The organism is Vreelandella olivaria, assembly GCF_023507745.1.
Lineage (GTDB): Bacteria > Pseudomonadota > Gammaproteobacteria > Pseudomonadales > Halomonadaceae > Vreelandella > Vreelandella olivaria_A.
On the sequence record NZ_JALPZO010000130.1, the window covers coordinates 15,748 to 31,072 of the forward strand.

Here is a 15,325-nt window from a genome sequence, read left to right on the forward strand (position 1 = left end):
TTCATTCCTGCATCATCCGTTTCCACATCGCATAGGCGGCACGCATGCCCGTTTCATCCGAGACATGGCCACGAGGTCCGGCATCACCCTGGAACTCCTTCTCAATGCCGCGATTAACCAGGATCGGCAACTCGGCACCACCATCGACACCCCTTTGTATGCGCTCCCAAACCTCGGCATCATCGGGTGAGCCAAACCCCATCGGCCCCTGAAAATGCTCATGGAGTCGTAGCCGTAAGCGATTGGCGGCTTCGGGTCCGCCCTCCATACCAATGGCGATATGGCGAATATCGGTCCTATCGACGGCAACCGGTGTCAATATGCGGAAGAAAGCCATTGAGCACGCTGCGTTGGGGAACAAATTGAGGTTGAAGCCCGAACCACCCACGGCACGCACGATTCGGCGAACTTGATCTTCAGGGTAGCCTTCGTCACGCAGCTCCTGAGCCAGCGCCTCAAAGCGCTCGGGAATCTTGCGGTCAAGGTCTGCATCGAGGTCCACTAGCTCGGGAATCATGACCATGACGGAATGGCCGTTCCCCAGGTCCTCAACGAAGCCTTCACCATCGAGGAAAGTGAAGGTCTTTTCAGCTTCCTCATCGAGAGATTGAAGGAAGGATTTATGCACGATTGGAAAGTGATAAGCGTCGGTGGTGTTCTCAAGCTGAACTTTCCAGTTCATCGGCACAGAAAACTGGTGCTCACCAAGGGTTTTGACTGGAAAACCACCCCCTTGCTTCATAAAAAGATCGATCCACTTCCTGGCGGCACCCAGGAAGTCTTCCAATGGCTCAATGTCATCATTAAAAGTGGCAAAGATCATGCCCTGATAGCTTTCCGTGCGCAGCTTGAGCAAGCCGTGCTGGGACTTGTCAAAATCGTCTCCGTACTGCTCAGGATATGGCAAGGCACGCAGACTACCATCCAGCCCATAGCCCCAACCGTGGTAGGGGCATTGGAAGGAGGACGTTTTGCCCTTATGGATTTCGCACACCGTTGCGGCGCGATGGCGGCAGCGATTGACCATGACATGGATATTGCCCTTACGGTCGCGCACGACAATAACAGGTTCGCGACCTACCTTTGACAGCTTGAATGATCCCTTATCGGGAACCTCGCTGGCATGCGCTACCCACACCCAGGTCTTGCGGAAAATCTTCTCTTGCTCCTGCTCAAACAGCTCAAGACTGGAGTACATAGAAGTCGCAATCTTGTCGTGACTTACCAGCTTGTCCGGATCGAGCGTAATGTTCTTGGCGTCAATTAATTGGTTCATTTCATTCTCCTCATGCCTTTGGCCGGCGGATGCTGCTGTCTGTTATTCAGGCACCACCAGTTCGCGGCCGATGCGGGCCTCGACACGTGCGTATTTCCACAGTTTGTAAGTACCGTCACCCACCGGGGTGGTGCGGAAGAAATTGCAGGCGGCTACGACAGACTCATAATCAGGGACATCGGCCATGATGTACGCCGTCCAGGGAGCCGTGGCGGATGGGCCAACCATGATGCGGTCATCGTCCATAATCCCCAGGATGGTGACACCGGGTAGCCCATCGATGCCTTGCATCATCTGGCTGAAGGCTTGCCAGACTTGCTTACCTTCGTCAGCCGTAGCATTCATGAAATTCTGGTTGATACCGATGCAGAAGAGTACGCGATGCATAGTGATGATCTCCGTTGGTTTATGTGCGTCTGGCCGGTTATAGATAGCCCGGCAAGGGGTCATGGCCGAAGAAGATGGCTCCGGCGTTCTTCCAGGTAATCTCACCCATAAAGGCATGCTGAGTGCACAGTTGAGAGTCACGTAAAATGCGTGAAAGCGGATGAGTATTGTCAGCTCCACTCATGCCGCTAATGCGATAGGTGTCCTGAATGGCGGCGGCACATTCCTGAGTCAGATGTGTGGTGGATAATCGCAGCAGGTTGATCTGATCACGGCTTGGCTGATGCCCTTTTTCAATGGTGCTCCATGCATCATCCGTGCTGTCGTAGAAAAAAGTACGTGCCGCTCTGACTCGAGCCTCCGCCTTCGCCAGCGCAATCTGAGCATACTCCCGCTCACCCAGATTAGGTGCACCGGTAATCGACTTACGTCCCGCTACCGAAGCGCGCATAATATCCAGCGCCTCGCGTGCCATACCCAGTGTGGTTACAGACAGCACCTGCGCGGCAAAAGAAAGAGAGGGATAACGGAAGAACGGAGTATCCATTGTTGGCTTGCCTCCCCGAACGAAGGTCCACTCTTCTGGAACTTCCGCTTCGTCCACAACAAGGTCATGGCTGCCTGTCGCTACCATGCCGACCATATCCCAGGTAGGGTCGATTTCGACTTGCTCTCGCGGCAACACCGCCATACGTGGCAGCGCTCCCGCCTCTTCCGGCTGGATTCCCACGCCACACAACGATGCTCCCATGCAACCACTGGCAAACTTCCAGCGACCCTTAACCTTGAAGCCACGATCCGTACGCACAGCGGGTTGAGGGGGGAAAATGCCGCCCGCAAACACTACATCCGGGCTTTCCTGCCAAACCTTCTGCAATGTCTCCCCGGGCAAGGCCGCAAGATAAGCGGGGCTCATACCGAAACTGGCTACCCAGCCAGCGGAACCGTCTGCGGCCGAAATCGCTTCTACCATGCGAAGAAACTCAGCTGGGGGTTTCTCATCGCCCCCGAAAATTGCTGGCACCATGGCGCGATATACCCCAATGGCTTTAAATTCCTCAATGATATCCATCGGAATATGGCGCAGATCCTCAAACTCCTTGCGTCTGGATCTGATCGTCTCAAGCAGCGCGTTGAAGCGCGCCTCGCCGCCCCACTGCTCCTTATCAATCTGTTGTCGCATGGTTCTCTCCTGTTTGTTGTTTCACTCCCGCCGACGACTCCCTGCCCATCAGCTGCAAGCCAACCTTGCAGATGCCCGCATCATCGCCACGGCGCCCAACCACCTGCAGAGAAACGGGCAGCCCCTGATGAGGCTTTAAAGGAATCGACAAGGCGGGATGTCCGGAAAGATTGAAAGGGCGCGCGAAGAGCGATATTCCCAGGTCCTGACGGCCCGATACCGCCTCTTGAACGGTCATGGGAAAGTGTGGCAGCGTAGGCAGTACCAGGGCATCATGCCTTTCCAGCAATGCATCTACCTGGGTAGTGAACGCACGCCGTATCTGCTCAGCCTCTCGAAGTTCGGAATCAGTGGTTGATGCAGCAGCTTTTAGCCGTGTCTCAACATCGCCCCCAAGCTTGCCCGTTGCGAGTAACTGCTCGCAGGCAAGGTAGGTTTCGCGATTGATAACGACCATGGCAGCATCAAACGCCTCAGTCATCATCGGCAGTACAACGTCCGAACGCTTCAGGTTGGAGCGGCGAATCTGGGACTCAATCCCCGTGAGGATAGCGGGTTCTGCATCCACACCCACGCAGCCCAAGACCGTTACAGGTACAGCAGACTCCGATTCGAAAGTAGGGTCCACCGCGCTCATAAAGGCGATCAATTCCATCAAGTCACTGGCGAGGGGGCCTACACAGTCGAGACTGCTCACCGCTGGCATAACCCCCTGGCGGCTCAGTCTTCCAAAGGTAGGTTTCAGTCCGTACACACCACAGCAAGCCGCAGGTACACGAATTGACCCCCCGGTATCAGTGCCAATACCAATTTCTGCCAGTCCAGCCGCCACGGCCGCAGCCGACCCGCTGGAAGAGCCCCCCGGAATCAAGGCAGGATATAGTGGGTTTTCCGGCGTACCTGTCCATGCGTTGACACCTGTCATTCCATATGCCAGCTCATGCAGGTTAGCCTTGCCCACAATTCGATACCCCGTATTCAGGGTGCGGGAGACAATGTCAGCGTGAGTAGAGGCAGGCAGCGACTCAGCTAAAGCTGCGGAACCCGCACAGGTAGGGAATCCAGCGATGTCTATCGTATCTTTCACAACGACTCTTCCAGGCCCCGTGCCCATATTTAATAGCGATGTCAGTGCCGTCATCTCAGCCACCTCCTTAGACTTATCACATGAAATTTCAAGTAAAAGCACATAAGATTTAATTTATATTCATTTAATTAGATAAGTCAGCGTTAACGTTAAAGGACAAACAGCACGAGTTGGGGGAGTACTAGCAACAACACAATGCAAAGTAAGTAAGGGGGGATGAAATAACCTACGCCACGGAATGTCTCACCCATCCCCAACTCGACATCCAGACTCTTGACGATGAAAGCATTCACTCCTACCGGCGGCGTAATCGCCCCCATGCTGGTGACGATACACACCACAACGCCGAACCAGATTGGGTCATAGCCAAGTGCGAGTGCCACTGGGAAAAAAATTGGAATTGAGATGATCAGAAAACCCATCGCATCCATCAATGCCCCACCAATAACATAGATAAGCAGGATGCACGCCATCACTAGTATGGCGGGTAGTGGAAGCGCCGCCGCCCACTCGCCAACCATGTATGGCAATCTTGTGATCGTCAGAAATCGGCCGAAAATGACCGCTCCTGCAACCAGCATCAAGATCATTGCCGAGGACTTGAGGGCATTGGCGATAGAATCGTTCAGCACTGCCCAGGAAAGTTTTCCTTGTATCAGGGTAATCAGCATCGCGCCAATACAGCCCACTGCAGCTGCCTCTGTAGAGGTGAACCACCCTGCAAATAACCCTCCTAACACAAGCGAAAAAAGAGCACCGACTTCTATTACACCTTTCAACGAACGCCACCGAACGGACCAGTTCGAGCGAACTCCTGCTGGCCCCATGTCGGGGCGACGCCGACAGAGAAGTCCGATAGTAGCGATGAAAAACACAACCAGGATCAGCCCAGGGATAATACTGGCCAGGAACAAATCGCGTATCGCCAGTTCGGCTTGCAGAGCAATAACAATCAGAACAGAACTTGGTGGGATGATGACTCCCAGAGTACCTCCTGCCGCTACACTGCCAGCACTTAAAGTGCGGCTGTAGCCAAATTTCTTCATTTCGGGAAGCGCAATGGTGCCAACAGTTGCGGCAGTGGCCGTGTTCGAGCCACTAACGGCTGCAAAGCCCGCGCTGCTCAGAATAGTCGTCGTGGCCATGGAGCCGCGGAAATGGCCTATCCATGCATAGGCGGCTACAAAGATTTTTTCCGTTATTCCTGAGCGAAACAGTAACTCACCCATGAATATGAATAGCGGTATCACACTGAGTGAGTAGCCGGATAATTGCTCCCAGATTCCTGAACTAATGATGTTATAAGCGGCAGTAGGGCTAGTCATATAGAGCATGCCAAAAAAACCCACCATGAACATGGCGAAGCTAATTGGCATTTTCAACAGGATAAGCAGAAACAAACAGAGCACGCCCATCAAAGCTATTAGCGTCATACTCATTGTGTTACCACCTTTTTCAGGCTGCCCAGAAAATCTGCCAAAAGAACCAAGCAGAAAGCAGAAAACCCTAATGCAACTAGATAAACAATGGGGTAAAACGCAATACGCAATGTTTGAGATAAAGAGCCTCTTTGCATGGCACTAAAGCCATACTCCCAAAGCTTCCAAGCCACCATGGAGAAGAATAAAAAACTTGCTCCCGTGACTAAGACGTAGAGGGCACTTTGTATACGGGCTGGCAAATGTACGACGAACAAGTCCAACTCAATATGCGCTTTGTTAAGTTGGGAGTAAGCTAACGATAAGGCCACTACCACCGCTGTTAGCCACCCTACAATTTCGGTCGTACCACCAAATGAAGAACTGACTTGACGCATGATGATGTTACCTACCACCAGAAATACCATCATCAATAGTGCCGAACCTGCGATAAAGAGTAAGAGTCGGCTGATTACCCACTTGAGCTTATTCATGGAAACTATCCTGATCGTCCAACATGGCACACACTTACCGGGGAGCAAATAAGGCGCATCCGGATCAGAAAATAATGGTAATTATTGGTTTTCTTCGATCAATTCGAGAAAGCGATCGCGCAACTCAAAAGCGGGGAATCCCATAGCAGCGACCTCTTCCAGACGCCTTTCGTTAATGGGCTCAAGTATGCTTTTCCAGCGCTCGGCTTCATCAGCGCTTAGTACCAACTGTTCAACATCATGGGTATCAGTTGCCCACTCCAGGGACTCCTGAATATGTCCATCCAGGTACTCACCTGCATAGGAGGCCATTTCGGCACCCAATGCATTGATTTCCTGCTGGACGTTTTCAGGCAAAGAATCCCACCGCTGACGATTCATAACCGCGACAAAAACAACGTTGGTCAAAGGATAATCAGTGATATAGCTCACATTCCGAGCATATTGCAGATCCATCAACGTTTCACGGGAACCTACATAGCCACTCACAATACCCGCCTGAAGGGCTTCTCCTGTCTCTGCCTGAGAGAGGCCCACAGGCACGCCGCCAAGTGCTTGTACGACGGCGGTGCTGTCACCCGGCACCCGGATCTCTTGGCCTTCAAGGTCCGCCAATGAGGTGACAGGATCTTGAGTATGCAGGTAACCTGGCTCGGAGGTGAACGCCGTAATTACTTTGAACTCTTCCAAGCCCAGCGCCTCTGCGGGAAACTCGTTGATCAGCTCATATACTGCCTGACTGGCAATCTGCGAGTTCACTTCTATACCCGTGAGATTTCCGGCCAAATTAAGTAACGGAAAACGTCCCGGCTCATATGAGGTGGCAGAAAGACCAATATCCGCAACACCGTTCAAGACGCCATCGAACATATTGTTAGCACTTAGCAGCGTCCCACCAGGAAAGGTGTTAACGGAGACCTGGCCATCGGTTCTTTCGTGAAGCTCTTGCGCCCAGTGTTCCATCTGGACGGCGGGAAAGGTCTGGGAAGGAGCGAAGAAGGCATAGCTTAAGTTGATATTATCAGCTAAAGCACTGGTGCTGAGTAACACCCCTGCGCACATGCCACTCAAATGTGCTAGATGGGGATAGCGCCGAAAACTCTCAAGCCACAGCTTTTTTTTGCAGGTCATTGGTCATTAGCCCTATTTATTTTTGTGTTGAATGTCAGGTAAAGCCTAGCACAAACATTCAACATCACATGAAAAGTAAAGTAAATACTCAGTCAGGAGCACTTCATATAGCTGCAAAAAACTCGCCATTTTTAATTAAATCCATAATTATCATAAGGATAATTTAAAACGGAGAATAATTATCAGGTTAATAAAATAAGGGGGTTGCGCCAACGCACCAAAACTGCGCGAATTGGAGTTACTCTGCTCACTTTTGTTTCGACTTAAAGGCATCAACAGCTTCACGACCTTTCATGACCTGGAAGTAATCGGTAGATGCACTGTCAACGTATCCCACCCACCCAGCACTCACCAGATACGAGACATTTTCGACAGCGTAAAGTAGCCTTGCCGGCTAAAAACTTCTCGCCTTTCCGCCCTGCACAGCAGCATTTCTGATCCAATTCTTGTTTATCGGTTATGCCACACCTCTCTCAGAGGGACTTGGCACCGGCTATTCAATGTATCACAGCCCATTCATTCTAAAATTTAGTATGATCTATGCCATTTCAATCACTTTTTATATTTATTTAGCCTGCTTAAAATATCTCTTGTCGAACACAGCGCGATAATTAGTCGCCACTCGTTCAGAGTCAAAATTTCAAATGAGAGGTATATAAGTTATGAAGGCATTTACATTAGTAACCGCTATTGCAATGGCCCTATTCTCAGGCGTGGCCTTGGCCGAAAGAGGTTCCAGCGAAGATAATAAGATTGTTCACGCCGAATCAACCACCCAGCACCAAACCGTCGATACAAAAATGACACCTGCCGAACTGCGTGACAGAAACCCCTAATAGCTAGGTTGGTTACATACTTATGGCGCTACCAAGCGGGCCTTTATGGCCCGCTTTACGTTTGCCACCTTCCAGGGTACCGACAGACCCGGTGACACAATATATATGTGCCCATGGCAACCGAGAAAGAAATGAAAGTAACAATGAATCACTGACGACTGGCGAAATGGCGCGGAGTCAGATCAGCACAGGCCGCCTATTCGGGTATGGGCGGGAGTCGGTTAGTGGTGATTTCCCTGCAGTATCCGCATGAGGAAGCACACTTAACATGAACGGCATCAGCGACTCTATCGTTCTAGCTGCTCTCAGCGCTGCGTTGCATCTGGCTATTCAGTGGCTGCTAATCATCCGTGTTCTGCTCAAACCACACCGCGACCCAAGGGCAAGGCTGACCTGGGTGGTGGTTATCATCGCCCTACCTATCGGCGGCATCATCACTTATCTGCTTTTCGGTGAGACCAACATCGGCCGCAAGCGCGCCGAGCGGATGCGCACGGTAATGGCACAAGCACCAACGCTGCAGGCCACGCCCGGAGCCAATGCATCCAACCTCGTTCCACAGATTCCGGAATGCTATCAGCACTTGTTTCAGGTGGGCCATACTATCAGCGGGTTCCAGCCGGTCGGCGACAATCACGCCCAAATACTGCAGGATTCTAACGCCGCCATCGAGGCACTGGTTGCCGACATCGATGCCGCTCAGGTGATCGGTACCGGCCCAACGGTGCGCTACTCGGCCATGCCGGAACTGTTAGAAGCCCTGATTTACAGCGCCCGCCGCAGCCTGGTTATCACCACACCATACTATGTGCCGGACGAACCTTTGCAGGCAGCACTCTGCGCCAACGCTCGTCGCGGTGTGGAGACGCTGATTATCTTTCCTCAACGCAACGACAGCCGCATAGTGGCCGCTGCCAGCCGCAGCTACTACGCCGAGCTACTCAACGCCGGTGTGCAAATCTATGAGTACGTCGGCGGCCTGCTACACACCAAGTCGCTCACTATTGATGGAGAAATCAGCCTCATCGGCTCCGCCAATATGGACCGGCGCAGCTTCGAGCTCAACTACGAGAACAACATCCTGGTCTACGACCCCGACCTAGCCCAGCAGATCCGCCAACGTCAGCAGCACTACCTCGACAGCTCGGTGCGCGTTGCCCCTAATGATGTTGCCAACTGGCCCCGCAGCCGCCAGTTGATCAACAACATCACCGCCATGCTGGGACCGATCCTGTAAAGCCGACTGTCTTGTAGCATGGACGTTCAAAAGATAGGCCATGCATTCTGATGACCTTGCTGATGTTGCAGAAACTCGGCACTCAGAACTTAAAGATGTTGCCATGGCCGGATCCAAACCTAATAACGAAGAACACCTGGCTAGCTTCTACTCAAGTGACTCATAGGGCAGGCCAACATAGTTCTCCGCGATGGTGGTCATCCCCGCTTTAGAGCTAGTCACGTAGTCCAGCTCGGCCAATTGCATGCGGCTATTAAAGTCCCCCTCAGCAGAGAAATTGTGCAACATAGAGGTCATCCACCAGGAGAAGCGCTCCGCTTTCCAGATGCGTTTCAAGCACGTCTGTGAATAGCGCTCGATCAAATCAGTACGCCCCTCTTGGTAGACTTTCACCATCAAGCGATAGAGTGTATTCACGTCACTGGCTGCTAAGTTAAGCCCTTTCGCACCGGTGGGCGGCACAATATGCGCTGCATCGCCGACCAGAAACAGCCGCCCGTACTGCATTGGTTCAACCACGAAGCTACGCAGTGGCGCAATGCTCTTCTCGATGGAGGGTCCAGTGACAAGCTTTTGGGCGACTTCTTCCGGCAGGCGACGTTTTAGCTCTTCCCAGAAACGATCGTCAGACCAGTTTTCAACCTTCTCATCCAACGGCACCTGAAGGTAGTAACGGCTGCGAGTGGCAGAACGCATGCTACACAAACTGAAGCCACGCTCGTGCCGGGCATAAATCAGCTCATCGGATACCGGTGGTGTATCCGACAGCAGGCCCAGCCAGCCAAACGGATACACTTTTTCGAACTCTTTAAGACGGTCCTTGGGAATCGACTGGCGCGACACACCATGATAGCCGTCACACCCGGCGATGTAGTCGCAATCAATACGGGTGGTTTCACCGTTTTTATCGAAGGTAATATACGGATGGTCACTTTCCAGCCCATGTGGCTGGACGTTTTCCGCCTCGTATATGGTCATCGCGCCAGCCGCTTCCCGTGCTTCCATCAGATCCTGGGTCACTTCCGTCTGGCCGTAAATCATCACCTTACTGCCACCCGTTAATGCATCAAGAGCGATACGTACACGGCGGTTGTCAAAGGCAAGTTCAAATCCATCGTGTGGCAAACCTTCTTCATCCATGCGCTGGTCAACGCCCGCTTCGCGCAGTAAGTCCACCATGCCCTGCTCAAGCACACCGGCACGAATTCGGCTGAGCACATACTCACCACTACGCCTTTCAACAATGACATTATCAATGCCTTGGCGATGTAGTAGCTGCCCAAGCAATAGGCCGGAAGGTCCCGCACCAATAATCGCGACCTGTGTTTTCATAGGGGATGCCTCATCGTTGTCATTATCTAAAAACGTATGACTTGTATTTTTCAATGAAACACACCCCATAATAAGGCATGATAAAGATCAATATTTGGACTTTTACAGCTTTATCGCACAACCTTAGTCGTAGTTGAGACATATAGTTAAGACACATAGTTGAGACGCGTACTTGAGCCAGTTGAGAGATAAGTAATGGCAGCCTCCTCCATACCGCCCGTCCCGGTGTTTAAGCTCTATGGCGAAACGCAGCACTGGCCTACGCCAGACCTGCTTCACTGCGAATCCATCCCTGAACGCAGCCAGTTACACGATTGGCATATACGCCCTCATCGCCATGTGGATCTCGTCCATATTCTGTGGGTTAGCCAGGGCAGCGTTGAGTTAGAACTGGAGGGCACAAGCCATCATTTACAGAGCAACACCGCAATCATTGTGCCCGCAATGGCCATCCATGGCTTTCGCTTCTCACCCGACGTGCAAGGGCACATTATTACCCTGGCCAAACCACTGGCAGATCATTTACATGATGTGATGGGAGAGCATAGTACGCTTAGAAAAGCAGACTTTTACCCTTTATCTTCGTCACATCAAGCCGAGCGAATGGCAACATTAGTGATGCAGATTGCCCAGGAGTATCGGCAGCCCGCTCCCGGCCGTAACAGGCTACTTGAAGCTCTTATCCAAGCCCTGGTAGTTGAGCTTTCGCGTCTTTGCAGCGTTACAGGCAATCCAGTAAAACGACATGCACTGCGCCAAAGCGACAAAGGGCGGCAGCATTTAGAGCGCTATCAGGCGCTGGTCGAAGCGCACTACCGCACCCAGCCCAGCATTGAACAACTGGCAGAGCAGCTAGGAGTCAGTAGTGCCCATTTGAACATGCTGTGTCGCCAGTTGGCCGGACGTAGCGCCCTGCAACTGCTGCATGAGCGCCTATTACTGGAAGCAAAGCGCCAACTGACGTATACCAACATGACCATTGGCCAGGTGTCCGACAGCCTGGGCTTTTCTGAACCGGCCTACTTCACGCGCTTTTTTAAGCGCAACACGACCCTTTCGCCCCGCGACTTCCGGCTCCGCCAAATGGCGGTTAACACCCCATCGCCACATTAGCTCCTTTTATTGCTGATGCGCTCACCTGAATGGCGTACTTAACTAGAGCAAAAACAGCGTGCTCAAGATGGGGAACGCAATTAGCAGGGACAGGCGCAGTAAGTCTGAAACGACAAAAGGAGCGACCCCTTTAAAAATCTCGCCCAGTCCCACATGCGGCGCCATCGCCTTGATGACAAAGACGTTCATCCCCACCGGCGGTGTCATTAAGCCCAGCTCAACGGTCAGCACAGTAATGATGCCAAACCATACCGGGTCAATCCCCAATGCCTGAATAATCGGATAAACCACCGGTACGGTGATCACCAGCATGGCAATGGCATCCATAAACATGCCCAGCACAAAGTAGAGCAACAAAATGCAAAGGACCACTACCATGGGGGTTAAATCCATTCCGTAAAGTACGTCGGTAATGGAAAACGAAATACGTGATACAGAGATGAAATAGCCCAGCGTTTCAGCCCCGGCCAGCATAAAAAACACCACCGCGGAAAGTGCCAGAGTCTCCTGTATGCTGCGCCAGAATTGAGCTCCCCGCATCCCCTTTACAAAGGCATAGATCAAGGTTGCAAAAGCACCCACACTGGCGCCTTCAGTCGGGGTGAAAGCACCAAAATAGATACCTAAAATCATCACCAGGAAAACGCCAAAAAACGGCACCAGCCCGGTTAAAGATAACAGCTTCGCTTTCCAGGGAGTTGGTTCGCCTGCGACCGCCAGGGCAGGACGCAAGTGCATGACCACCGTAACGGTCAGACAATACATCACCAGCCCCAGCAAGCCAGGAATGATCCCGGCCATAAACATATCGCCCACTGACTGTTCGGTAAGAATGGCATAGATAAGCAGCGCAATACTGGGCGGAATCATAATACCCAGGGTACCGCCTGCGGCCAGCGCACCGGTCGCCAGCCCCCGGTGATAGCCATAACGCTCCATCTCCGGCAAGGCGACTCTGGTCATCGTGCTGGCGGTCGCTAACGAGGAGCCTGAAATGGCAGAGAAAATGCCACACGACCCGACTGCAGCAATCGCCAGGCCCCCTTTCCAGCCCCCGCAAATCACCCGGGTTGCGTCAAACAGCTTACCGGCCATGCCAGAGTGGGCAGCCAATACCCCCATTAGGATAAACATGGGTACTGCGCTAAAGCTGTAGTTGGATAGCACCTCTACCGGCACTGTTTTCAATTGCGCAATGGCGGCATCCCAACTGATGATCTGGGCAAATCCCACTACCCCGATCAACAGCATGGTCAACGCTACCGGAACGCGTAGAATCATCAATACCAGCAGGCAACCCAGCCCAATGGCACCTATCGTTTCACTCCCCATGAGCCGCCTCCTCTCCACTGGCAAACAGAATGCCTAACAACGCATGGATAAAACTACGCAGCCCCAGCAATAGGCTAAGCGCCGCTGCCAGTTGGTAGATAGGCCCCATCGGCAACCGTAGATCCTGGGTAGTGGTACCATAGCGTGCTGCGGCTGCCGCTGAATCCAGCAAACCGACACATAAAATCAGCCCCAAAGCCATGAAGCCGAGAAAATAGATGCCTTGCAGGCGATTTTTGATCGCTTGGGGTAAACGATGGGAAAACGCTTCAACCACCACCTGGCTTTTTTCGACACTGGCAGCCATTGCGGCCAATAACGCAAACAGCATCAGGTAACTCACTAATTCCACGCTTCCAGAGACACGCAACGAAATCGCCCCTTCGGTAATACGTGAAAGGTAACGCGTGCTGACATCGGCGATAGTGACGGCCAATAAGCCAATAAGCGCTATACCGGCAACGAGACGACAAACGAGGGCCAACCAGTGGCTGGCCCTATAGAGAGTGGACTGCATGACATACTACCCCTATTGAGCGCTACAAGACTCACTGGCTGCCAGTGCAGCTGCATACATATCACGTGCCTGATTCAACCCACGCTGCTCCAGTTGCGCCAGGTAGTTTTCAATGCCGGTTTCAAGCGGACCCTGCCAATCAGGATGTTCGAGTGGATTTTCGATTTCGCGAATGGTATGGCCCGCCTCGGCTGCTTCTTGCTTGCCTTCCACGTCCAGGCGGTCAAACACCTCCCCCGCCTTTTCTGCCCACTTCATACCGGAATTATTGTCGATAACTGCCTGCTGCTCGGGAGTCAAACCGTCGTAGGTGCGCTGGTTCATTGTGGCAACGAAAATCAGCGTATAGAACGGCACTTCGGTGTGATAACTCACAAGTTCATTGATGCGGAAACCCTTAAGCCCTTCCCAGGGAAAGCTCAGTCCATCAATAACGCCGCGCTGCATGGAAGTGTAAATATCTGGGGCTGGCATCCCTACCGGGCTGGCCCCCATATTTTCGAGCATTTCACCGGCAACGGCCGTTGGGCGACGAATACGTAACCCTTCCAGATCAGCGGGTGTCTGCACATCGGTATCAATGGTATGGATACCTCCAGGCCCGGTGGTAAACATAAAGAGCGGACGCGTATCTTCGTATTCGGCATCCAGGTGGCCATCATCAAAAAGCGTTTGCAGTACGCAAGCCCCCTGGGTAGCCGTCGTGGCTATGCCGGGAAGTTCAACAATTTGCGAGAGTGGAAAACGGCCAGCGGTGTACCCCTGGGCAGTGGCACCGATATCAGCAATGCCATTGGCAGACGCTTCATAAATGGAATCTGGCCTGGCCAGGGTGCCAGAAGGAAACATTTGGATGGTGAGGTCGCCATTGGATTCTTCTGCAATGGTGTCCGCCCACGCTTGTAAGATGTCCTCGTTGACACCCGAAGCAGCTGGCCAAAAGTGTGCCATGCGTAACGTGGTGGCTGCCTGGACAGAGCTAACGGTAAGGGCAGCAATCGCGGCCGCCAGTACACACCGGGATAGATTGAGTTTCATGGGGACTCCGGAGCTTTTTTTGGATTATTGTGAGTTCGCATAGCGAATACTAGTTCGCTTTAAACATCCACATTAGTCCACTATCAGGCCCGAGGCTAATCGACATTCGTCTATGTTAAAGCAGCGTAATAGCGCGCTTCGCGCCATTCTGGGCAAAGCAATTAACGCTACCCTCTTAACCCTCACCAAAAAAGCACAATGGAAGAACATAATTGGACTTTTACAAGATAATGCCACGACGATGGTCGTAACCAACATAAAAAAAGCGCTGCGGATAAATACGCAGCGCTCTGTGCTCAAACAGCCAACGATACTGGCGGATTAAAAATCAAAAAATACTGTCTCCCCCTGACCCTGCAAGCGAATATCCAAACGGTAGCGTACCTTGCCATCCTGCTCTTCGCGTTTGGCGATCAGTGTTTGCCGACGCGCTGGAGACTCGATACGAGTTGAGCACTACAGTGCTTGTTTTCCAAGCGATCACCTATATGGTAATAAGCTGCCCCTCTACCTGAGAGGGGGAACCGGAGATAATTTCGGTGGTGCCGTGGCCGGGCATCGGACAGCGATGCAGGTCGCCTTTGCAAGCTACGGGTTTCATCGACAGATTTCCCACTGGCCATCACGGCGGATAAAGTAGAGGCTGACATAACTTGAACGCCCCTCTTGACCTACTTCCTTAAAACGAATGGGTCCGTTGACGCCTTCCGTTGTTAACCAAGCGACACGGTTATCCGCCGCGAGATTCAGTGTCATCGGCTCTTCAGGGAAAGGAGCTAGCTGGAAGGTATTTGGGTTATCGAAGAACATATCAAAACCTGCCCGCTGACGCACATAGGCTTCGGATTCGCCAGACGCCAGAGCCAGCTCTGCAATCATGGTGGATGAGGCATTCATCAACGCATCGTTATTTTTTGCTTCAAACAGAGCATACAGCCGACGAT

General features: G+C 52.4%; 15 protein-coding genes and 2 pseudogenes. 4 read left to right on the forward strand and 13 right to left on the reverse strand.

Annotation, left to right across the window (positions count from 1 at the left end; all coding sequences use genetic code 11):
- Position 1 precedes the first annotated feature (1 nt).
- The 7 genes from HP566_RS15365 to HP566_RS15395 form a co-directional block, all read right to left on the reverse strand.
- Positions 2-1,276, reverse strand: coding sequence for an aromatic ring-hydroxylating oxygenase subunit alpha (locus HP566_RS15365; protein ID WP_249978157.1), 1,275 nt, complete (start codon positions 1,274-1,276; stop codon positions 2-4).
- A gap of 42 nt (positions 1,277-1,318) precedes the next feature.
- Positions 1,319-1,663, reverse strand: a complete 345-nt coding sequence (locus tag HP566_RS15370; RefSeq protein ID WP_249978158.1) for an IacB protein — start codon at positions 1,661-1,663, stop codon at positions 1,319-1,321.
- 37 nt (positions 1,664-1,700) lie between these two features.
- Positions 1,701-2,846 carry an acyl-CoA dehydrogenase family protein gene (locus HP566_RS15375; protein WP_249978159.1) on the reverse strand — a complete coding sequence of 382 codons (1,146 nt, stop codon included), beginning with the start codon at positions 2,844-2,846 and terminating at the stop codon, positions 1,701-1,703.
- Positions 2,830-3,987: an amidase gene (locus tag HP566_RS15380; RefSeq protein ID WP_249978160.1), complete on the reverse strand. Its 1,158-nt coding sequence runs from the start codon at positions 3,985-3,987 to the stop codon at positions 2,830-2,832. The genes HP566_RS15375 and HP566_RS15380 overlap by 17 nt, the downstream gene beginning before the upstream one ends.
- A 95-nt stretch (positions 3,988-4,082) precedes the next feature.
- Complete coding sequence (locus tag HP566_RS15385) at positions 4,083-5,372, reverse strand: TRAP transporter large permease (RefSeq protein ID WP_249978161.1); 1,290 nt, start codon at positions 5,370-5,372, stop codon at positions 4,083-4,085.
- Positions 5,369-5,845, reverse strand: a complete 477-nt coding sequence (locus tag HP566_RS15390) for a TRAP transporter small permease (protein WP_249978162.1) — start codon at positions 5,843-5,845, stop codon at positions 5,369-5,371. Before HP566_RS15390 ends, HP566_RS15385 begins: the two co-directional genes overlap by 4 nt.
- Positions 5,846-5,926: 81 nt before the next feature.
- Entirely contained in the window at positions 5,927-6,976 is a 1,050-nt protein-coding gene (locus tag HP566_RS15395) for a TRAP transporter substrate-binding protein (RefSeq protein ID WP_249978163.1), read from the reverse strand.
- 662 nt (positions 6,977-7,638) lie between these two features.
- Between HP566_RS15395 and HP566_RS15400 the strand changes: the two genes are divergently transcribed.
- The gene (locus tag HP566_RS15400) at positions 7,639-7,812 is read left to right on the forward strand and encodes a hypothetical protein (protein WP_249978164.1); all 174 of its coding nucleotides are present in this window, start codon (positions 7,639-7,641) and stop codon (positions 7,810-7,812) included.
- A 268-nt stretch (positions 7,813-8,080) separates the two neighbouring features.
- A complete protein-coding gene (locus HP566_RS15405; RefSeq protein ID WP_249978165.1) occupies positions 8,081-9,049 on the forward strand; it encodes a phospholipase D-like domain-containing protein in 969 nt (322 codons plus the stop codon).
- A 147-nt stretch (positions 9,050-9,196) separates the two neighbouring features.
- On the opposite strand, the gene pobA is transcribed toward HP566_RS15405, so the two are convergent.
- Complete coding sequence (gene pobA / locus HP566_RS15410) at positions 9,197-10,381, reverse strand: 4-hydroxybenzoate 3-monooxygenase (RefSeq protein WP_249978166.1); 1,185 nt, start codon at positions 10,379-10,381, stop codon at positions 9,197-9,199.
- Between the two features lie 195 nt (positions 10,382-10,576).
- On the opposite strand from pobA, the gene HP566_RS15415 reads away from it, so the two are divergent.
- The gene (locus tag HP566_RS15415) at positions 10,577-11,494 is read left to right on the forward strand and encodes a helix-turn-helix domain-containing protein (protein ID WP_249978167.1); all 918 of its coding nucleotides are present in this window, start codon (positions 10,577-10,579) and stop codon (positions 11,492-11,494) included.
- A gap of 42 nt (positions 11,495-11,536) precedes the next feature.
- Here HP566_RS15415 and HP566_RS15420 read toward each other — a convergent pair whose 3' ends face one another.
- From HP566_RS15420 to HP566_RS15430, 3 genes are read right to left on the reverse strand one after another with little or no spacing between them, the layout of a single operon-like run.
- Entirely contained in the window at positions 11,537-12,826 is a 1,290-nt protein-coding gene (locus tag HP566_RS15420) for a TRAP transporter large permease (RefSeq protein ID WP_249978168.1), read from the reverse strand.
- Entirely contained in the window at positions 12,816-13,343 is a 528-nt protein-coding gene (locus HP566_RS15425) for a TRAP transporter small permease (RefSeq protein WP_249978169.1), read from the reverse strand. The genes HP566_RS15420 and HP566_RS15425 overlap by 11 nt, the downstream gene beginning before the upstream one ends.
- Positions 13,344-13,355: 12 nt before the next feature.
- A complete protein-coding gene (locus HP566_RS15430) occupies positions 13,356-14,381 on the reverse strand; it encodes a TRAP transporter substrate-binding protein (RefSeq protein ID WP_249978170.1) in 1,026 nt (341 codons plus the stop codon).
- Positions 14,382-14,493: 112 nt separating this feature from the next.
- On the opposite strand from HP566_RS15430, the gene HP566_RS15435 reads away from it, so the two are divergent.
- Entirely contained in the window at positions 14,494-14,706 is a 213-nt protein-coding gene (locus tag HP566_RS15435) for a hypothetical protein (protein ID WP_249978171.1), read from the forward strand.
- Here HP566_RS15435 and HP566_RS15440 read toward each other — a convergent pair.
- Together HP566_RS15440 and HP566_RS15445 are read right to left on the reverse strand one after the other, a co-directional pair.
- Positions 14,703-14,831: pseudogene (locus HP566_RS15440) on the reverse strand (protocatechuate 3,4-dioxygenase subunit alpha); the annotation flags it as partial. The gene HP566_RS15435 and the pseudogene HP566_RS15440 sit on opposite strands and share 4 nt — an antisense overlap.
- A 147-nt stretch (positions 14,832-14,978) precedes the next feature.
- Positions 14,979-15,325 (reverse strand): annotated as a pseudogene (locus tag HP566_RS15445) (nuclear transport factor 2 family protein); the annotation flags it as partial.